The sequence below is a fragment of the Bradyrhizobium sp. USDA 3397 genome (assembly GCF_054060965.1).
Window position 1 is genome coordinate 4,874,602 of sequence record NZ_JBSSDS010000001.1, and the last position, 20,081, is coordinate 4,894,682.

The following is a 20,081-nucleotide window of genomic DNA, read 5'->3' on the forward strand; positions in this document are numbered from 1 at the left end:
GCACGACAGCGTCGCTGAAATCACGCATCCAGCCGGCTGAACACCAGGGTCGCGTTGGTGCCGCCGAAGCCGAACGAGTTCGACAGCACCGTGCCGATCTTGGCGTTGTCGATGCGCTTGCGCACGATCGGCATGTCGGCGAACACGGGATCGAGCTCCTGGATGTGCGCGCTCTCGCAGATGAAACCGTTGTTCATCATCAGCAGCGAATAGATCGCTTCCTGCACGCCGGTGGCGCCGAGGGAGTGGCCGGTCAGTGCCTTGGTCGCCGAGATCGGCGGGCACTTCTCGCCGACGCCGAACACTTTTCGGATCGCCTCGATCTCCGGCGGGTCGCCGGCCGGCGTCGAGGTCGCGTGCGGGTTGATGTAGTCGACCTTGGTTTTCACCGTCGACATCGCCATGCGCATGCAGCGCTCGGCGCCTTCTCCCGACGGCGCCACCATGTCGTGGCCATCAGAGGTCGCGCCATAGCCGACGACCTCGCCATAGATGCGCGCGCCGCGCGCCTTGGCATGCTCGAGCTCTTCCAGCACCAGCACGCCGGCGCCGCCGGCGATGACGAAACCGTCGCGATTGAGATCGTAGGGACGCGAGGCCGTCGCCGGCGTGTCGTTGTACTTCGAGGACATCGCGCCCATGGCGTCGAACAGCACCGACAGCGACCAGTCCAGCTCCTCGCAGCCGCCGGCGAAGATGACGTCCTGCTTGCCGATCTGGATGGTCTCATAGGCATTGCCGACGCAATGGTTCGAGGTCGCGCAGGCCGAGGAGATCGAATAGTTCACGCCCTTGATCTTGAACCAGGTCGCGAGCGTCGCGGACGCCGTGGAGGACATCGCCTTCGGCACCGCAAACGGGCCGACGCGCTTCGGTCCCTTGGAGCGGGTGATGTCGGCGGCTTCGACGATGGTGCGCGCCGACGGACCGCCGGAGCCCATGATGATGCCGGTCCGGATGTTGGAGACTTCGTCGGGCGTCAGGCCGGAATCCTGGATCGCCTGCTCCATGGCGATGTGATTCCACGCCGCGCCCTGGCCGAGGAAGCGCATCGCGCGGCGGTCGACGACCGTCGAGGGATCGAGCGACGGCTCGCCTTGAACCTGCGAACGGAAGCCGAGCTCGGCATATTTCTCAGCCCGCGAAATGCCCGACTTCGCCTCGTGAAGGCTCGCAAGCACTTCCTGGGTGTTGTTTCCGATGGACGAGACGATGCCCATTCCGGTGACCACAACCCGCCTCATGACAGCCTCGCCTCAATCGTTGTCTTCGTGGTGATGCGCTCAGCCCAGGCTCGTGCCCTGCTTGAACAGGCCGACCTTCAGATCCTTGGCGCGATAGATAATCTGGTCATCGACCGAAAGCCACCCGTCGGCGATACCGAGCACGAGCTTTGCCCGCATCACCCGCTTGATGTCGACGTTGTACACAACCTTGCGGGCCTCGGTCAGCACCTGGCCGCTGAATTTCAGCTCGTTCAAACCGAGCGCGCGACCGCGGCCTTCGCCCCCGCTCCAGCCGAGGTAGAAGCCGACCATCTGCCACAGCGCATCGAGTCCGAGGCAGCCGGGCATGACCGGATCGTTCTTGAAATGGCAGCCGAAGAACCAGAGGTCGGGTTTCACGTCGAGCTCGGCGCGCACCAGACCCTTGCCGAACTCACCGCCATTGTCGTTGATGTCAGTGATGCGGTCGAACATCAGCATCGGCGGCAGCGGCAGCTGGGCGTTGCCTGGGCCGAACATCTCGCCGCGGGCACAGGCCAGCAGATCTTCGTAGTCGTAACCGTTGCGCCTGTTCAGCATTCACGAGCCTCTGTTCAAATCCCGATTGAGCGGCGTTCCTGGCGAAAATGGGCCCGTCTGATCGGACCGCCAATCGCCACCGCCGGCCGCGACTTGCGCAAGCTTCGCATGGATTGCCGACCGGGCCTCCATGCCCGGCTGCGCCAAAATCGGCTAAGCGGAACCGCGCGCTCTCTAACACACGCCATTTCGGGTGGCAAAGCGCAGAGATGAAGGTAAAATGACGCGCTCCCCAACCGGTTCCGAGCCTGATTAGAACGTCTCTAGTTGCGAGAAACTTGCATCTGCATCTTTCTCTTCTTATGTTACAGGGAGATATTGTTCACGCGTGCCCGAAATCTTGGAAATGAACGAGAATACCGCGTCCCAACACGACGACGACCATGCCGCGGCCCTCCTGTCCGGCCGCCAGCCGGCCCTGACCGGGTGTCCCTGGCACGACGTCAACGAAATGCTGCAGTCCGCGGGGTTGCGGCCGACGCGCCAGCGCATGGCGCTGGGCTGGCTGCTGTTCGGCAAGGGCGCACGCCACCTCACGGCTGAAATGCTCTACGAGGAAGCCACACTCGCCAAGGTCCCGGTGTCGCTGGCGACCGTCTACAACACGCTGAACCAGCTCACCGATGCCGGCCTGCTGCGCCAGGTCAGCGTCGACGGCACCAAGACCTATTTCGACACCAACGTCACCACCCACCACCACTATTATCTCGAGAACAGCCACGAGCTGGTCGACATCGAGGATCCGCATCTGGCGCTGTCCAAGATGCCGGAGGTGCCCGAGGGCTACGAGATCTCCCGCATCGACATGGTCGTGCGCCTGCGCAAGAAGCGCTGAGATCGATTCAAACTGCCGAGTTTGCCGTCATGGCCGGGCTTGTCCCGGCCATCCACGTTTTTGGACTGGGCGTGAAGGACGTGGATGCCCGGGACAAGCCCGGGCATGACGTTGGAGCGGCGAGCGCGCCCTCCGCCTATTGTCCTCAATTCACCTGCTCGTCGGCGTAGACGCCCCAGAGGCGCTCCTGCTGAATCCAGCCGTCGAAGCCGTTGCCGATGACGCGGCACCAGCCTGCGGCGCATTTCTTGACCTGGGTGACGACGCCGGCCTGGAGCTTGGCCGCAACCGCGCTGTCGGGATCGGGCCGGTCATAGATCGGAGCGAGATCGTCCTTGTGCTTCATGGTGACGACCGCGGTGCGGCGGCCCGACAGCAGCGAGTGATAGACCCAGCCCTCGGCGCCTTCGGAATCGCGCACCCGGCGCCAGTTCTCGAACTCGGCGGTAATTTCGACCGGCAGGCCGGCGCGGGTGTAGACCCAGGCGACGTCGTTGTCCTTGGTCGGGCCGGCGCGGACGTTCACGTGATCCGATTTGAGGCTGACATAGCGCGGCACCGGCAAGCCGCTGCTGGCCTGCGGGGTATTGTCCTTCGAATGCGAGGGGTCGACCGAGGCGCTCAACCACATGCAAACGAGCGCCATCACCGAACAAAAACGCCCCAACGCCATCAACCCGTCTCCTTCAAGGACCCGGCAGACCGGACCTTCACCCCAACTTCAAACCCTGCCGCACCCGCTCCCTCTCCCGCCCCACGCGGGTTCCAAGCCTTGAGCCGTGGTTCTTGTCTTGGCCCGGCCTTCTGCTAGAGAGAACGGGCACTTGAGCAACCAATTGGCCCCGATTTTCCGGCCGGAAATGTCGGGTGAGCTTGGAGGAAACGCCGGGGACGGACACGGCAAGGGCAGTGTCGAACAACCGGGTTAATGAGGCCTCAACGACCGGCCTTTGGCGACAGAGGCGGCCTGCGATGCCTCATGAGAGCAGGACATGTCGGTGAAGAAAAAGCCCCTCGTCGTGGTGACGCGCAAGCTGCCGGATTCGATCGAGACGCGGATGCGCGAGCTGTTCGACGCGCGGATCAATCTCGACGACACGCCGATGTCGCCCGAGCAGATCGCGGAAGCCGCCCGCACCGCCGACGTCCTGGTTCCGACCGTGACCGATCACATCAGCGCCGAGGTCGTGAACCAGCCCGACTGCAAGCTCCGCCTGATCGCCAATTTCGGCAATGGCGTCGACAATATCGACGTCGCAGCCGCCCATGCCCGCGGCATCACCGTCACCAACACGCCGAAGGTCCTGACCGAAGACACTGCCGACATGACCATGGCGCTGATCCTGGCGGTGCCCAGGCGCATGATCGAAGGCGCCTCGATCTTGACCGAAGGCAAGCCCTGGGCCGGCTGGTCGCCGACCTGGATGCTCGGCCACCGCATCGGGGGCAAACGCCTCGGCATCATCGGCATGGGCCGCATCGGCCAGGCGGTGGCGCGCCGCGCCCGCGCCTTCGGCCTGCAGATCCACTATCACAACCGCCGTCCCGTCGCCCCAATGATCGCCGAGGAGTTAGGCGCGACCTATTGGGAAAGCCTCGACCAGATGCTGGCGCGGATGGACATCATCTCGGTGAATTGTCCGCACACACCGGCGACCTATCACCTGCTCTCGGCGCGGCGGCTGAAGCTGATCCGCAAGGACGCCTACATCGTCAACACTGCGCGCGGCGAGGTCACCGACGAGGACACGCTGATCAAGCTGATCGAAGGCGGCGAGATCGGCGGCGCCGGCCTCGACGTCTACGAGCACGAGCCCGCGGTCAACCCGAAGCTGGTGCGGCTCGCCAGGGCCGGCAAGGTGACGCTGCTGCCGCATATGGGCTCGGCCACGATCGAAGGCCGCGTCGAGATGGGCGAGAAGGTGATCATCAACATCCGCACCTTCCTCGACGCCCACAAACCGCCGGACCGCGTGCTGCCGAGCATGCTTTGAGGTTTACTTCCCGCGCCCTTCGCGCTTGCGCCAATCCGCAACGAAATCGATGAACGCGCGCAGCGCCGGCGGCGTCTGGCGCCGGCTCGGATAATACAGGAACGGGCCCGGAAACGGCTCACACCATTCTTCCATCAGGCTGATCAGATCGCCGGACTTCACGGCATCGCCGACATAGCCGTCGAGCGTGGCCCAGATGCCGACGCCGTCGAGCGCAGCGCGCATCGCAAGATTCATATTGGTCGAGATCAGCTTCGCCGGCGGATCGACCTTCACCACCTGCCCGGCTCTCTCGAATTCCAGATCGTGCATGACGCCGCTCGAATAGCGCGCGCGGATGCAATCATGGTCGAGCAGGTCCTTCGGATGAAGCGGCCTGCCGCGCCGCGCGATGTAACCGGGCGAAGCGACCACGACATAGCGCTGCGGGCCGCTCAGCGGGATCGCCACCATGTCCTGCGCGAGATGCTCGCCATAGCGCACGCCGGCGTCATAGCCCCTGCTCACGATATCGACGAAGCCGCTTTCGCTGACGATGTCGAGATCGACCTGCGGATGAGCGCTCAGGAACGGCCCGGCCAGCGGCGCCAGCACCAGATCGACCGCGGGCGGAGGCGCATTGATGCGCAGGCGGCCGGAGGCGACCCCGCGCAGGCCCCGCACCTGCTCCAGGGCATCGCCGACATCGCGGAGCGCCGGCGCGACGCGCGACAGCAGCAGCTCGCCCGCCTCGGTCAGCGCGACGCTGCGGGTGGTGCGGTTCATCAGGCGCACGCCGAGGCGTTCCTCCAGGTCCCGCAGCCGCTGGCTAAGGCTCGATACGGACACGCGAATTTCGACCGCGGCCCGCCGGAAATTGCGGGTGCGGGCAACCGCCACGAAGACATCGAGATCGCGCAGATCGGGCTCGGCCATTGTTCACTAATCTGAACAAGGCGTTCTGGATTGTCCAGCTTATCGGCGCAATCGCTCCGGCTCATATCTGGCCTCGTGACGCGGCCCAGCCGCCTTCTCGAGGAGAAAAATCATGGAACAGCGCACACTCGGTTCAACCGGCCCGACCGTCTCCACATTCGGCCTCGGCTGCATGGGCATGTCGGAGGTCTACGGCGCCGCCGATCGCGGCGAGGCCATCGCCACGGTGCACGCGGCGCTCGATGGCGGCATCACCCTGCTCGACACCGGCGATTTCTACGCCATGGGGCAAAACGAGACGTTGTTGCGGGAAGCCCTGAAGGAGGTGCCGCGCGAAAAGGTGCAGCTCAGCGTCAAGTACGGCGCGCTGCGCGGGCCGGCCGGCGAATTCGCGGGAATGGACACGAGGCCGGCGGCGACAAAGAACTTCCTCGCCTATTCGCTGCAGCGCCTCGGCACCGACTATGTCGACATCTACCGTCCCGCGCGTCTCGATCCCAATGTGCCGATCGAGGAGACCATCGGCGGTCTCGCCGATCTCGTGAAGGCCGGCTATGTCAGGCATATCGGCCTGTCCGAGGTCGGCTCCGACACCATCCGCCGCGCGCATGCGGTGCATCCGATCGCCGATCTCCAGATCGAATATTCGCTGATCGAGCGCGGCATCGAACGCGGTATCCTGAAGACCTGCCGCGAGCTCGGCATTGGCATCACCGCTTACGGCGTGCTCGCGCGCGGCCTGATCAGCGGCCACTGGTCGAAGGACTCAGGCAAGGCCGGCCGTGACTACCGGCTGATGACGCCGCGCTTCCAGGGTGCGAACCTCGACACCAATCTCGCGCTGGTGGAGCAGCTGCGCGCAATCGCAAACGAGATCGGCGCAACGCCGGCACAGGTTGCGATCGCCTGGGTCGCGGCACAGGACAACGCGATCGTGCCGCTGGTTGGCGCCCGCACCCGCAACCGCCTCAGCGAAGCGCTTGGCGCAACGAAGGTGACGCTGACGCCGGCGCATCTCGAGGCGCTGGCCAAGGCGTTTCCGCCCAATATCGCGGCCGGCACGCGCTACCCGGCCGAGCATATGGCGCATCTCGACAGCGAGAAGCCGGCGGCGGCGTGACCGTAGCAATCAGCTGCGATGGACGCTGAGATCCTCGAACACGGGCCCGTCGCCGTTGAGCGGATTGGCGGGATCGCGGCCATAGCGCAGCGTCTCGAAGCGCATCGCGCGCGCATCGATCATCAGGAGGCGGCCGACGAGGCCGTCGCCGAAGCCGACGATCTCGCGGATCGCCTCCAGCGCCATCATCGAGCCGAGCACGCCCGCGAGTGCGCCCATGACGCCGGCCTCCGCACAGGCCGGCACGGTGCCGGGCGGCGGCGCTTCCGGAAACAGGCAGCGGTAGGTCGGATTGAATTCGCCCTGCTCGTTCGTCTCATGCGCGCGGATGGTGGTCAGCGAGCCGTCGAAGGTGCCGAGCGCCGCTGATATCAGCGGCCGCTTGGCGAAGAAGCAGGCGTCGGAAACGAGATAGCGCGTCGAGAAGTTGTCGGAGCCGTCGAGCACAAGGTCGTAATCGCCGATCAGGCTGAGCGCGTTATCCGCGTTGAGCCAGGTGGCGTGACCGATGAAGCGGACATGTGGGTTGAGCGCCGCGATCCGCTCGGCGGCACTCTCGACCTTGTGCCGGCCGATATCGGGCGTCGTATGGATCACCTGGCGCTGCAGATTGGACAGCGACACCACGTCGTCGTCGACCACGCCGAGCGTGCCAACGCCGGCGGCGGCCAGATACATCAGCGCGGGCGCGCCGAGCCCGCCGGCGCCGATCACCAGCACCGAGGCCCGCTTCAGCGCCGCCTGGCCGGGGCCGCCGACGTCGCGCAACACGATGTGGCGGGCATAGCGTTCGAGTTCGTCCGGGCTCAGCATCGTCTTACGCCTCTCCTACCAAGCCATCGCTTTCACACCTCATGGTGAGGAGCGCGGAACGCGCATCTCGAACCATGCAGGCCCGGATCTCACCCGGGGCCATCCTTCGAGACGCGGCCTTCGGCCGCTCCTCAGGATGAGGACCTGTGTACACGGCCCGACCTTAGGCCTGAACCACCGCAACATTGTTCGCGACCAACGAGATGTGCTTCAATCGCATGCTTTTCAATGTTTTGGCGTTCAACGGGCTGGCTGGATTTGTCATGAGATCGATGCTTGCGGCAACACTGATGTTGGCGGCTGCCACGAGCGCGCACGCCCAGATGACGACGCCCCAAGTGCCAGGCGCCACCCCGAAGACGGTCCAGACCGTTCCGGTCAAGCCCCCTGCGATGCAGACGCCGTCCGCGACGGCCGATGCCATGGCCAAAGCCGAGCGGCTGGCCCTGCAGTCCGACCTCGCCTGGGTCGGACAATATAACGGCGCCATCACCGGCGACGTCAGCGAGCGCATGGTCAACGCCATCAAGGAGTACCAGAAGGCCAAGGGCGGCAAGCCGACCGGCGTGCTCAATCCGCAGGAGCGCACCGCGCTCACTGAGGCGGCACGCAAGAAGCAGGAGAGCGTCGGCTGGAAGATCGTGACGGAGCCGACCAGCGGCGCCCGGCTCGGCATTCCCGGCAAGCTGGTGCCGCAGCAGGCAAGCGACGCCAACGGCTCGAAATGGACCTCGCCGACAGGGACGGTGCAGGTGGTTCTCAGCCGCCGCAAGGAGACGAACCCGACCTCGGCCAAGCTCGCCGATCTCGAGAAGGAGCCGTCCGGCCGCAAGGTCGATTACACCGTGGTGAAGCCGGATTTCTTCGTGCTGTCGGGCTTGCAGGGCGAGAAGAAGTTCTACGTCCGCGGCACCTTCAAGGGCGACGAGGTCCGCACCATGACGATCATCTACGACCAGGCGACAGAGAATACTGTCGAGCCGGTCGTGATCGCGATGTCGAGCGCGTTCAACGCGTTTCCGTCGGGACCGCTGGCCGGGCCGCCGCCGCGCAAGACCGTCGAATACGGCACCGGCGTCGTCGTCAGCGAGGACGGCGCGATCGTCACCGACCGCCTCGTCACGGATGGCTGCCTTGCGATCACGATCGCCGGCCATGGCAGCGCCGACCGTCTCGCCGAGGACAAGGAGCACGATCTCGCGCTGCTGCGCATCTACGGCGCGCGCGACCTGAGGCCGCTCAGCCTCGCCGGAGGGGCCGCGAAGACCAATGTCGATGTCGTCGGCATCGCCGATCCGCAAAGCCAGGGCGGCGCGGCCGCCGTGTCGAACCTCAAGGCCGCGCTGACGCCGGCGACGAGCAGCAATTCCGCGCTCTCGCCGCCGCCGCCGGTCGGCTTCTCCGGCAGCCCGGCCGTCGACGGCGACGGCAAGTTCGCCGGCATCGCGCTGCTGAAGCCGGCGGTGGTCGCGGGACCCGCGACGTCGGCATCACAGGCGATGATGGTCTCTGCCGAGGCGGTGCGCGGGTTTCTCAAGGCGAAGGGCGTCAGCCCGAATGGCACGTCGACAGACGCCAAAGCCGCCGTCGTGCGCGTGATCTGCGTGCGGAAATAAGGCGCTGCCGGCATCTCAATCCTCGTGTCCCGGACGCGGTGCGGCATGAAATGCCGCTCCGCTGAGCCGGGACCCATATTTCAACAGTCGCGCTTGTGGCTTCTGGGCCCCGGCTCTGCAGCCCACCGCTATCGCGTTGCGCTTTGTCCGGGGCACGGACCGCCTCACGTACGATTACGGAGCCGGTAATGGTACGGATTCGCTGGCATTCGCGATTCCGCCATCATCGTTACCGTTGATTCGGACCTCCGCGATCCCCTTTGGATCGGGCCGGCACGTCCTGAGCGAGAAGCGCTCAGCATCCAGAAGCGATGCACGTTCGCGTGGCGTATCCCTGACCCAGCACTCCAAAGGATTGACCTTCAATGCACACGATCGTACTGGCCACCCAAAAGGGCGGCAGCGGCAAGAGCACGCTTGCCATCGGCCTCGCTCTGGCCGCCAAGCAGGCCGGCTTCACCGTCCGCCTGATCGAGACCGACCCGCAGGGCACCCTCTCCAACTGGCAGCGCCGCCGCTCTACCGACGATCTCTTCGTCGAGCCGATCTATCACGCCGCCGATATCGAGCCGCGTCTCAAGATGCTCGCCGGGAGCGGCCTCCAGCTCGCGATCGTCGACACTGCCGCCGGCCTCAGCGCCGCCACCACCGCCGCGATCCGCCATTCCGACCTCTGCCTGATCCCGGCCCGTCCCAGCGTCGCCGACATCGAGGCGACCGTCTCGACGCTCAGCGTCGCCCGTGCCTGGAAGCGGCCTTACAGCTTCGTGCTCAACCAGACGCCGATCCGCGGCCAGCGCATCGACAACGCCGCGACCGCGCTCGCCGAGGAAGCCGCGCTCGATCTTGCCGAGGTGCTCGCGCGTCCGCTGATCGTGATGCGCAACGATCACCAGGACGCGCTTGCGAGCGGCCTTGCCGTGAGCGAATTCGCGCCGAACGGCAAATCGGCGGACGAGATCCGCGGCCTCTGGCGCTGGATCGAGACCCGGCTCGAGCTCGAAGCCACCACCAATGTCCTGATCGACCAGGTCATCTCGGCTACGCACGGCATGCTGCAGATCGCTGCAGGCAAGGCGTCGGACGAGACCACGACACTGGCGTCCTGAGCGGGGCGATCGCTCGGACGACAGTCGGGCTCTTCGCCATCCGGTGAAAGAGCCCAAGCGACGAAGCAGTCCGGCCACCAGCCCGGCCGGATTGCTTCGCCTCGCGCGTTGTAGCGAGGGCTCCCGTAGCCTGGATGAAGCGAAGCGCAATCCAGGAAGGTCTCTCCGCGGAGAGGCCGGCCCCGGATTACGCTGCGCTCCATCCGGGCTACGACGCTGCGGCAATCCCGATGGTCACTTCTGACATTTCGGGCACCAGAAGGTCGAACGACCGTTCTGCACGAACCGCTTGATCGTGCCGCCGCAGCGCGGCGTCGTGCATTTTTCGCCTTCGCGGTCATAGACCCTGAACGAATGCTGGAAATAGCCGAGCTCGCCCGAGGTCTGGCGGTGATCGCGCAAGCTGGAGCCGCCGGCCTGGATGGCGTCGTTCAGCACGGTGTGGATCGCGCCGACCAAGCGCTTGGCATGATCCGTCGGCTCGCCCTTCCTGGTGGATAGGGTCGCTGCAATGCGCCGCGGCGACAGATGCGAGCGGTGCAGCGCCTCGCAGACATAGATGTTGCCGAGCCCGGCCACCACGCGCTGGTCGAGCAGCGCGGCCTTCAGGCTCGTGGTCTTGCCTTGGCAGGAGCGCGCCAGCATCGCCGCGTCGAATTCATTGCCGAGCGGCTCGGGGCCGAGCCCGCGCAGCAGCGGATCGTCTTCGAGCGCGCCACGCGCAATCACTTTCATGTATCCGAAGCGGCGCGGATCGTTGAAGACGATGTCGGCGCCCGAGGACATCCGAAACAGCACGTGGTCGTGCGCGGAGTCTTTGGCCTTCGGATAGTGAAACTCGCCGGGCTGAGCCTCGTTGTCCGGCTTGATGACGCGGAACGAGCCCGACATGCCCAGATGCATCAAGAGCACGTCGCCGGAGGCGAGATCGGCCATGAGATATTTTGCACGGCGCCCCAGCCCCGTGACGACCTGCCCCTTGAGCCGGGCCACGAAGTCGGGCTGGAACGGAAAGCGCAAATCTGGCCGGCGGGCCTCCGCGTCGAGGATTTTCGCACCCTCCATCACGGGCTGAAGGCCGCGGCGGACGGTCTCGACTTCGGGCAATTCAGGCATGGTCGGGCATTCACCTTATGAGGGCGGTGTGATAGCGCCATTGCGGCGGGCGGGCTATGGTCCGTCGAGTGGAGTAGAGTAATGGATCGGCCGGGCGAAACCACGCATTTTGGCTTCAGGGACGTTCCCCTCGGGGACAAGCAGACGCTGGTGAACGATGTGTTTCGCAGCGTGGCGTCGCGCTATGACCTGATGAACGATTTGATGTCCGGCGGCCTGCACCGGGTCTGGAAGGACATCATGATCACCGCGCTGGATCCGCCGAGGGGCGACCGGCCGTTCGCGCTGCTTGACGTCGCCGGCGGCACCGGCGACATCTCGTTCCGCGCCGCCAAGGCAGCCGGCCCCGGCTTCCACGCCACGGTGTGCGACATCAATGCGGACATGCTGGCCGTGGGGCGCGAACGCGCCGCCAAGCGTCATCTGGACACCCAGGTCGATTTCGTCGAAGGCAATGCCGAATCGCTCGGCTTCGCCGATCGCAGCTTCGATGCCTATACGATCGCTTTCGGCATCCGCAACGTGCCCCGGATCGACCTTGCGCTGCGCGAGGCCTATCGCGTGCTGAGACCCGGCAGCCGCTTCCTGTGTTTGGAATTCTCCACCGTCGAGATGCCCGGCCTCGACAAGCTCTATGATCTGTTCTCGTTCAAGGTGATCCCGCCGCTTGGGCGCATGGTCACGGGCGACTCCGAATCCTACCAATATCTCGTCGAGTCCATTCGCAAATTTCCAAAGCCGGCCGCCTTCGCCGACATGATCCGCGAGGCCGGCTTTGCCCGCGTCAGCTGGCAGACACTCTCCGGCGGCATCGTCGCACTGCACTCGGGCTGGCGTTTGTGATCTCTGCCGTCACCCACATTGCGCGCCTGATCCGCGCCGCGTTCGTGTTTGCGCACGAAGGCGTGTTCGGCGCGGTCGATCCGAGCCTGGTGCCGCCGCCGGGACAGCTCGCGCTGAAGCTGGCGCGCATCATTGAGCGCCGTGGCGCCAAGCAGGGACCGCGGATCTCGCGCGCGCTGACGCGGATGGGCCCGGCCTATCTCAAGCTCGGCCAGTTCCTGGCCACGCGCCCCGACGTGGTCGGCGTCATCATGGCGCGCGATCTCGAAAGCCTGCAGGACCGCCTGCCGCCGTTTCCGCAGCAGGAAGCCGAGGCCACGATCGCGACCTCGCTGGAGCGGCCGCTGAGGGACATCTTCGTGAGCTTCGGCCCGCCGGTTGCGGCGGCCTCGATCGCGCAGGTGCATCGCGGCGAGGTGGTGCGCGACGGCATCCGCAAGTCCGTCGCGATCAAGGTGCTGAGACCCAACGTCGCCGCGCGCTTCCGCCGCGATCTCTCCGATTTCTTCTACGTCGCGCACAAGGCTGAGGCCTATTCGGCCGAGGCGCGGCGCCTGCGCCTGATCGAGGTCATCAACACCATGTCGCGCTCGGTCGCGATGGAGATGGACCTGCGGTTAGAGGCTGCCGCGCTGTCGGAGATGGCGGAGAACACGCGCGACGATCCCGATTTCCGCGTGCCCGCCGTCGACTGGGACCGCACCACGCACAACGTGCTGACGATGGAGTGGATCGACGGCATCGCGCTGAACGATCACAAGCGCCTCGCCGAGGCGCGGGTCGACCTGCCCGATCTCGGCCGCAAGGTGATCCAGAGCTTCCTGCGCCACGCGCTGCGCGACGGCTTCTTCCATGCCGACATGCATCCGGGCAATCTGTTCCTGGATGACGCCGGCCGCCTCGTGGCGGTCGATTTCGGCATCATGGGCCGGCTCGGCATGAAGGAGCGGCGCTTCCTCGCCGAGATCCTGCTCGGCTTCATCACCCGCGATTATCGCCGCGTGGCCGAGGTGCATTTCGAGGCCGGCTATGTGCCCGCGCATCATTCGGTCGAGAATTTCGCGCAAGCCATCCGCGCCATCGGCGAGCCGATCCACAACCGCACGGCTGAAGAGATCTCGATGGCGCGGCTGCTCACGCTGCTGCTCGAGGTCACCGGCCTGTTCGACATGACGACGCGGCCCGAGCTGATCCTGCTGCAGAAGACCATGGTGGTGGTCGAGGGCGTGGCGCGCGGCTTCGATCCCAAGCTCGACATCTGGCGGATCGCCGACCCCGTGGTGCGCGAATGGATCGAGCGCAACCTCGGACCCATCGGCCGCATCGAGGGCGCGCTCGCGGGGACCGGGGACATCGCGCGGGTCTTGATGCGCCTGCCTGAGATCGCCGAGCGGTCCGTGAAGGTGCTTGAGCAGCTCGAGACCATGACGCGGGAGGGCATCAGGCTGTCGCCGGAGAGCATCGCCGCCATGGGACGCAGCGAGGGCCGCAAGAACCGCTGGCGCACCGTGGCGCTCTGGATCATCGCCGCGACCTTCATCGGGATTCTGATCGCCGTCCGGAATCTGTGATTGCACTGCAATCACGCTGGTGATAGCATTGCTATCATTCCGTTCCAGAGGGCGTCATGGCAAGCCTGACCATCCGCAAGCTCGACGACGCCGTCAAAACCTATCTGCGGCTGCGCTCGGCCAAGAACCACAGGTCGGTCGAAGAGGAAGTCCGGGTCATCCTGCGGGAGCTGATCGAGGGCCGCGAGGAGCCGCTGACGCCGTTTGCGGTGCCCTCCGCCGCCCCGACGCCGCAGCGCAGCGGCGCCGTTCCCGAGGCCAGCGTCACCCTGATCATCGGCGGCGGGATTGCGGCCTATAAGTCGCTCGACCTGATCCGCAGGCTGAAGGAGCGCCGCATCGAGGTCCGCTGCGTGCTGACCAAGGCGGCGCAGCAATTCGTGACGCCGCTGGCCGCGAGCGCCCTGTCGCATGAGCGCGTCTATACCGACCTGTTCGACCCGCAGAGCGAGTTCGATGCCGGCCATATACGCCTCGCGCGCGACTGCGACCTGATCGTGGTGGCGCCGGCCACCGCCGACCTGATGGCGAAGATGGCGAACGGTCATGCCGACGATCTCGCCAGCGCCATCCTGCTCGCGACCAACCGCAAGGTGCTGCTGGCGCCGGCGATGAATCCGCTGATGTGGAGCAACGCGGCGACGCGCCGCAACGTCGCCCAGCTCCAGCGCGACGGCGTGGTGCTGATCGGCCCGAATGCGGGCGAGATGGCCGAGGCCGGCGAAGCCGGAACGGGCCGCATGTCGGAAGCCATCGAGATCGCCAATGCCGCCGAGCGCCTGCTGCGGCCGCCGACGCCGAAGCCGCTCGCGGGCACGCGCATGCTGATCACCGCCGGTCCCACCCATGAGGCGATCGACCCGGTGCGCTATATCGCCAACCGTTCCTCCGGCAAGCAGGGCTTTGCCATTGCCGCCGCTGCGCAGGCCGCGGGCGCCGAGGTTACTCTGGTGAGCGGTCCGGTCGACCTCGACGATCCCCCGGGCGTGACGGTGAAGCATGTCGAATCGGCGCGGCAGATGCTGGAGCAGGTCAAGGCCGCGCTTCCCACCGACGTCGCGATCTTCGCCGCCGCAGTCGCCGACTGGCGCGTCGCCAATGAAGGCGAGCAGAAGCTGAAGAAAACCGCGGCCGGCATGCCGCCGCTGCAATTGGTCGAGAACCCCGACATTCTCGCCACCATCTCCAAGCTCGCCGACAAGCGCCCGAGGCTCGTGATCGGCTTTGCCGCCGAGACCGAGCACCTCATCGACAACGCCAAAGCAAAATTCGCGCGCAAGGGCTGCGACTGGATCGTCGCCAACGACGTCTCGCCCGCCACCGGCGTGATGGGCGGCGACCGCAACACGGTCCACCTGCTCAGCCGCAAGACCGGTGCGCCGGACGGCGAGATTGCAGTTGATTCCTGGCCGGCGATGACCAAGGAACAGGTCGCCATCGAACTGGTCGCGCATATCGCGAAGAGCGTGACCGGCAAATCCCTGGAGTCCACATCTTGAGCACGAAGGTTACCGTCGAGCTGCAACGCCTCGCCCACGCTGAGGGCCTGCCGCTGCCGGCCTATCAGACCAGCGAGGCCGCCGGCCTCGATCTGATGGCGGCGGTGCCGGACAACGAGCCCATGACGCTCGCACCAGGCCAATACGCGCTGGTGCCGACGGGCCTTGTCATCGCCTTGCCGCCCGGACACGAGGCGCAGGTGCGGCCGCGTTCGGGGCTGGCGGCCAAGCACGGCGTCACCGTGCTGAATTCGCCGGGCACGATCGATGCGGACTACCGCGGCGAGATCAAGGTGATCCTGATCAATCACGGCACCGCGCCTTTCGTGATCAAGCGCGGCGAGCGCATCGCCCAGATGGTGATCGCGCCGGTGCTGCAGGCCGCGCTGGTTCCCGTCGTCACCTTGTCGGCGACCGGTCGCGGCGCCGGCGGTTTTGGCTCGACGGGGCGGTAGCTTTCTTGCCTCTCCCGCTTGCGGGAGAGGCCGTCGCGCTCGCAGAGCGCGGCGGGTGAGGGTTCTCTCCTCTGGAGACCGCCATCGTGGCAGGCGATCCGCCCGACGGGCTAACGCACGGCAATCCCAGCCGAATCATCCGCAGAATCACGCGCCTTGGAACCGCGCGGCCCGCATTTTTTTGGGGCCGCCTTTGCGTTCACGATCTGGACTCTTACCGGCGGAGTCGCGGTGAGGGTATTGTCTTTTGATTCGCGCGCGACGGGGGTCGCCGCGCGCAGATTCGTGCGGTCTTGAATTTCCGCGTCTTGGGGCAACTATGTCAGGCGTGATCGTGTCGATGCGTCGGACGCTGTTGTCGTGCACATCGCTGGCGCGCAACGGCTTGGTGGGAGGCGCTCTCGCAGCGCTGCTGCCGGCTGCGCCGGCCAAGGCCGCCGACCTCGTCGACACCCTCGCCCTTGTGATGGATCTCAACCGGCAGGAACTCGCGGTGCTCGCCACCGCGCTGGCCCTGCTCGGCTTCTCGGTGATGGCCGCGATCCTGTTGATGCGCACGCGGGTGCGCACGGCGAAGAACGAGGCGCGGCTGCGCGCGCGGATCGGGGAACTTCAGCTCCAGGCCGACCGCTTCGGCGCGCTGTTGTTCGCCGAGCCGCAGATCCTGATCTCATGGCCGGCGGGCGACAACCGCGCGCAGATCTCCGGCGATATCGCGTTGGTGCTGCCGCGCGATTCCTCGCCGCAGCGTGTGCTGGCGTTCGGAACCTGGCTGCCGCCGGAACCGGCGCTGCTGATGGACCATGCGGTCGATGCGCTGCGCGAGCGCGGCGACGGGTTCCAGCTGACGCTGACCACCGCGCACGGCCATATGCTGGAAGCGATCGGGCGCGCCATCGGCGGCCAAGCCATCGTCCGCATTCGCGAGCTCTCGGGCCTCCGCCGCGATCTGGCCGAGACCAATCTGCGCTACAAGGCGCTCTCCGACGAGACCGAGATGCTTCGCGGCTTTGCCGCGGCCGCACCGTGGCCGATCTGGGCGAAGGGCGAAAACGGCACGCTGACCTACGCCAACCCGGCCTATGTGCGCGCTACCGAGGCGACCAGCGCCATCGATGCCCAGGAGCGCAAGCTCGAGCTGCTCGACAGCGACGACCGCAATGCGATGGAGCGGGGGCTCAAGGACGCCGCCAATTTCACCTCGCGGCTGCCGATCGTGGTCGGCGGCGAACGGCGCATCTACGACGTGCGCGCCGTCAATGTCGGCAGCGGCAGCGTCGGCGTCGCCATCGATGCCAGCGAGGCGGATGCGCTGAGCTCGGCGCTGGTGCGCATGGCGGAGGCGCACCGCCGCACGCTCGACCAGCTCTCCTCCGGCGTTGCCGTGTTCGACGGCCAGCGGCGCCTTGCCTTCTACAACGATTCCTATCGCCGGCTGTGGGATCTCGATCGCAACTTCCTCGACGCCCATCCGGATGATTCCAGCGTGCTCGACCAGCTCCGCGCCGCGCGCAAATTACCGGAGCAGTCGGATTTCCGCGCCTGGAAGGCCAAGCTGCACGAGGCCTATCGCGCGGTCGAGACCGCCAAGGACACCTGGTTCCTGCCTGACGGCCGCGCGCTCTCGGTCGTGACCACGCCGAATCCCGAGGGCGGCGTCACCTATCTGTTCGACGACGTCACCGAAAGCCTCGACCTCGCCCGCCGCTTCGACGGCCTGATCCGCGTGCAGCGCGAGACGCTGGACAGCCTCGCCGAGGGCGTCGCGGTGTTCGGCAGCAACGGCAAGGCGCAGCTGTTCAATCCGGCCTTCGTGCGGATGTGGAAGCTGTCGAGCGATGCCATGCGCGACGAGCCGCATATCCAGACGGTGGAAGGCTGGTGCCATCAGCTGTTCGACGATCCGCAAGTCTGGCGCCAGATCCGCGAGGCCATCACTTCGATCGAGAACCGCGCCGACCTGCCGCTGAAGCTGGAGCGCAAGGACGGCAGCGTGCTCGACGGCATGATCCGGCCGCTGCCGGACGGCGCCACCATGCTGACGTTCCAGGACATCACCGACACCGAGAATGTCGAGCGCGCACTGCGCGAGCGCAACGAGGCGCTGGAGGCGGCCGACCAGATGAAGGTGGATTTCGTCCACCACGTCTCCTACGAGCTGCGCTCGCCGCTCACCACCATCATCGGTTTCGCGCACTTCCTCAGCGATCCCTCGACCGGACCGCTGACGCCGAAGCAGGCCGAATATCTTGACTACGTCACCAAATCGACCAACGCGCTGCTCGCGCTCACCAACAACATCCTGGATCTCGCCACCATCGACGCCGGCGCCATGAAGCTGGAACTCGGGCAGGTCGACGTCAGCAAGGCCATCGAGCTTGCCGCCGAGGGCATCCAGGACCGGCTCGCCACCGACCGCATCCGCCTCAAGGTCGAGATCGCGCCCGACGTCGGCAGCTTCGTCGGCGACGAGAAGCGCGTGGTGCAGGTGCTCTATAACCTCCTCGCCAACGCCGTCGGATTTTCTCCACAGGATTCTACCGTCGGCATCAGCGCGCGGCGCACCGAACGCAGCGTGGTCTTCACCGTGACAGATTCCGGCCCTGGAATACCTGCCGACATGAAGGACAAGGTGTTCAACTGGTTCGAAAGCCGCTCGCAGGGCTCGCGTCACCGCGGCGCCGGGCTCGGCCTGTCGCTGGTGCGCTCCTTCGTCGAGCTGCATGGCGGCAAGGTGCGGGTGGATTCGATCGTCGGCCGCGGCACGGTCGTGATTTGCGATTTCCCGACCGACCAGGCGGCGCATCGCGACGCCGCCGAATGACGGAAACAACCACATTCTCCGTCGCGCTTCACAACGAGACGGCCACGGCGCAATTGATGGCCGACCTCGCGCTGCTGGTCGGCCCCGGGGACGTCATCACCCTCACCGGCGATCTCGGCGCCGGCAAGACCGCGGCGGCGCGCAGCCTGATCCGCTATCTCGCCGGTGACGATGCGCTGGAAGTGCCGAGCCCGACCTTCACGCTGGTGCAGGGCTACGAGCTGCCACCCTTCCCGGTGCTGCATGCCGATCTCTACCGCGTCGAGGACGAGAGCGAGCTCGAGGAGATCGGGCTGTCGCCGCTGCCCGATGCCACGCTGGTGCTGATCGAATGGCCGGAGCGCGCTCCGTCGGCGATGCCCGAGGACCGCATCGACATCGCGCTGACGCACCGGCCGGCGCTGGGCTCGAACGCGCGTGCCGCCGACATCACAGGCCATGGCAAGAGCGCAGCTACAGTTGCGCGGCTGAAGGCGCTGCGCGAATTCCTCGACGCATCCGGTTACATCGATGCGACGCGCAAACGCATGCCGGGCGACGCCTCGACACGCTCCTACGCGCGGCTCGTGCGCGATGAGGAGATCGTCATCCTCATGAACTTCCCGCAGCGGCCCGACGGCGCGGCGCTCTACAACGGAAAATCCTACAGCGCCGCGGTGCATCTGGCCGAGAACATCAGGCCTTTCGTTGCCATGGACGAAGGCTTGCGCGTGGTGGGGATCTCGGCGCCCGCGATCCACCATTACGATCTCGACCACGGCTTCCTGATCTCAGAGGATTTCGGCAGTGAAGGCGTGATCGAAGGTGACCCGCCGCGCCCGATCGGCGAACGTTACGAAGCTGCGACAGACGTGCTGGCCGTGCTGCACAGAAGGACGTTGCCGGAGACGCTGCAGCTGCCGGATCAGACCTACACCATTCCTGCCTTCGACACCGAGGCGCTACTGATCGAGATCGGGTTGATGCCGGAATGGTATCTGCCCGATCGCAACGCGCCGCTGAGCGATGCGAAGCGCGCAGAGTTCTTCGCGATGTGGCGCGAGTTGCTGAAAAAGCCGTTGGCCGGGCCGAGGACGTGGGTCATCCGCGATTATCACTCGCCGAACTTGATCTGGCTCGCTGACCGCGACGCCATCAAACGCGTCGGCGTGATCGACTTCCAGGACACCGTGCTCGGGCCGCACTCTTATGACGTGGTATCGCTGCTGCAGGATGCTCGTCTCGACGTCCCTGAAACTCTCGAGCTGACGCTGCTGTCGCGCTACATCAAGGCGCGGCGGGCGCAGGATTCGAGCTTCGACGCCGCCGGCTTCGCCGAGAGCTACGCGATCATGTCGGCGCAGCGGAACACGCGCCTGCTCGGCACCTTCGCCCGGCTCAACCGCCGCGACGGCAAGCCGCATTATCTGCGCCACCAGCCGCGGATCTGGACCTATCTCCAGCGCTCGCTGGCGCATCCCACGCTCGCCCATCTGCGCGACTGGTATCTCGCCAACGTCCCGCCGCCGGGCTGATACAGGACCGATTTACCGGCCGTTAGCCAAGATGTCGCTATTCTGGCGCCGA

The 20,081-nt window shown here is 66.1% G+C and carries 17 protein-coding genes; 11 read left to right on the top strand and 6 right to left on the bottom strand.

What is annotated here, in order from left to right:
* Window positions 1-20: 20 nt before the first annotated feature.
* Complete coding sequence (fabB, locus tag ACVWYQ_RS22490; RefSeq protein WP_128265148.1) at window positions 21-1,244, bottom strand: beta-ketoacyl-ACP synthase I; 1,224 nt, start codon at window positions 1,242-1,244, stop codon at window positions 21-23.
* A 39-nt stretch (window positions 1,245-1,283) separates the two neighbouring features.
* The gene (gene fabA, locus ACVWYQ_RS22495) at window positions 1,284-1,805 is read right to left on the bottom strand and encodes a bifunctional 3-hydroxydecanoyl-ACP dehydratase/trans-2-decenoyl-ACP isomerase (RefSeq protein WP_157285969.1); all 522 of its coding nucleotides are present in this window, start codon (window positions 1,803-1,805) and stop codon (window positions 1,284-1,286) included.
* Between the two features lie 346 nt (window positions 1,806-2,151).
* Here fabA and irrA point away from each other — a divergent pair, with 346 nt between their 5' ends.
* Complete coding sequence (irrA, locus tag ACVWYQ_RS22500) at window positions 2,152-2,640, top strand: iron response transcriptional regulator IrrA (RefSeq protein WP_036009037.1); 489 nt, start codon at window positions 2,152-2,154, stop codon at window positions 2,638-2,640.
* Between the two features lie 145 nt (window positions 2,641-2,785).
* On the opposite strand, the gene ACVWYQ_RS22505 is transcribed toward irrA, so the two are convergent.
* A complete protein-coding gene (locus ACVWYQ_RS22505) occupies window positions 2,786-3,313 on the bottom strand; it encodes an SH3 domain-containing protein (RefSeq protein ID WP_157285970.1) in 528 nt (175 codons plus the stop codon).
* A gap of 319 nt (window positions 3,314-3,632) precedes the next feature.
* Here ACVWYQ_RS22505 and ACVWYQ_RS22510 point away from each other — a divergent pair, with 319 nt between their 5' ends.
* Window positions 3,633-4,634, top strand: a complete 1,002-nt coding sequence (locus ACVWYQ_RS22510) for a 2-hydroxyacid dehydrogenase (protein ID WP_404544819.1) — start codon at window positions 3,633-3,635, stop codon at window positions 4,632-4,634.
* Between the two features lie 3 nt (window positions 4,635-4,637).
* Here ACVWYQ_RS22510 and ACVWYQ_RS22515 read toward each other — a convergent pair whose 3' ends face one another.
* Window positions 4,638-5,549, bottom strand: coding sequence for a LysR family transcriptional regulator (locus ACVWYQ_RS22515; RefSeq protein WP_404544821.1), 912 nt, complete (start codon window positions 5,547-5,549; stop codon window positions 4,638-4,640).
* Window positions 5,550-5,661: 112 nt separating this feature from the next.
* On the opposite strand from ACVWYQ_RS22515, the gene ACVWYQ_RS22520 reads away from it, so the two are divergent.
* Window positions 5,662-6,669, top strand: coding sequence for an aldo/keto reductase (locus ACVWYQ_RS22520; RefSeq protein ID WP_404544823.1), 1,008 nt, complete (start codon window positions 5,662-5,664; stop codon window positions 6,667-6,669).
* Window positions 6,670-6,678: 9 nt separating this feature from the next.
* Here the strand turns inward: ACVWYQ_RS22520 and ACVWYQ_RS22525 are convergent, their stop codons facing one another.
* Window positions 6,679-7,482, bottom strand: coding sequence for a HesA/MoeB/ThiF family protein (locus ACVWYQ_RS22525; protein ID WP_275500511.1), 804 nt, complete (start codon window positions 7,480-7,482; stop codon window positions 6,679-6,681).
* A gap of 263 nt (window positions 7,483-7,745) precedes the next feature.
* Here ACVWYQ_RS22525 and ACVWYQ_RS22530 point away from each other — a divergent pair, with 263 nt between their 5' ends.
* Both ACVWYQ_RS22530 and ACVWYQ_RS22535 read left to right on the top strand, forming a co-directional pair.
* Window positions 7,746-9,098 (top strand): serine protease, encoded by a 1,353-nt coding sequence (locus ACVWYQ_RS22530; RefSeq protein WP_456726396.1) that lies wholly within the window; start codon window positions 7,746-7,748, stop codon window positions 9,096-9,098.
* 365 nt (window positions 9,099-9,463) lie between these two features.
* On the top strand, window positions 9,464-10,207 hold the full coding sequence (locus ACVWYQ_RS22535; protein ID WP_404544828.1) for a nucleotide-binding protein: 744 nt from the start codon (window positions 9,464-9,466) through the stop codon (window positions 10,205-10,207).
* A 234-nt stretch (window positions 10,208-10,441) separates the two neighbouring features.
* Here ACVWYQ_RS22535 and mutM read toward each other — a convergent pair whose 3' ends face one another.
* Complete coding sequence (mutM, locus tag ACVWYQ_RS22540; protein ID WP_456726397.1) at window positions 10,442-11,323, bottom strand: bifunctional DNA-formamidopyrimidine glycosylase/DNA-(apurinic or apyrimidinic site) lyase; 882 nt, start codon at window positions 11,321-11,323, stop codon at window positions 10,442-10,444.
* An 81-nt stretch (window positions 11,324-11,404) separates the two neighbouring features.
* On the opposite strand from mutM, the gene ubiE reads away from it, so the two are divergent.
* The 6 genes from ubiE (at window position 11,405) to tsaE (ending at window position 20,029) form a co-directional block, all read left to right on the top strand.
* Window positions 11,405-12,166, top strand: a complete 762-nt coding sequence (gene ubiE / locus ACVWYQ_RS22545; protein ID WP_404544832.1) for a bifunctional demethylmenaquinone methyltransferase/2-methoxy-6-polyprenyl-1,4-benzoquinol methylase UbiE — start codon at window positions 11,405-11,407, stop codon at window positions 12,164-12,166.
* Window positions 12,163-13,737, top strand: a complete 1,575-nt coding sequence (gene ubiB / locus ACVWYQ_RS22550) for a 2-polyprenylphenol 6-hydroxylase (protein ID WP_275500504.1) — start codon at window positions 12,163-12,165, stop codon at window positions 13,735-13,737. The genes ubiE and ubiB overlap by 4 nt, the downstream gene beginning before the upstream one ends.
* Before the next feature lie 56 nt (window positions 13,738-13,793).
* Window positions 13,794-15,236 carry a bifunctional phosphopantothenoylcysteine decarboxylase/phosphopantothenate--cysteine ligase CoaBC gene (coaBC, locus tag ACVWYQ_RS22555; protein ID WP_404544834.1) on the top strand — a complete coding sequence of 481 codons (1,443 nt, stop codon included), beginning with the start codon at window positions 13,794-13,796 and terminating at the stop codon, window positions 15,234-15,236.
* Entirely contained in the window at window positions 15,233-15,691 is a 459-nt protein-coding gene (gene dut / locus ACVWYQ_RS22560) for a dUTP diphosphatase (protein ID WP_404544837.1), read from the top strand. Before coaBC ends, dut begins: the two co-directional genes overlap by 4 nt.
* A gap of 319 nt (window positions 15,692-16,010) precedes the next feature.
* A complete protein-coding gene (locus ACVWYQ_RS22565; protein ID WP_275500498.1) occupies window positions 16,011-18,515 on the top strand; it encodes a sensor histidine kinase in 2,505 nt (834 codons plus the stop codon).
* Window positions 18,512-20,029 carry a tRNA (adenosine(37)-N6)-threonylcarbamoyltransferase complex ATPase subunit type 1 TsaE gene (gene tsaE / locus ACVWYQ_RS22570; RefSeq protein ID WP_404544839.1) on the top strand — a complete coding sequence of 506 codons (1,518 nt, stop codon included), beginning with the start codon at window positions 18,512-18,514 and terminating at the stop codon, window positions 20,027-20,029. The genes ACVWYQ_RS22565 and tsaE overlap by 4 nt, the downstream gene beginning before the upstream one ends.
* The last annotated feature ends 52 nt before the right edge of the window (window positions 20,030-20,081 follow it).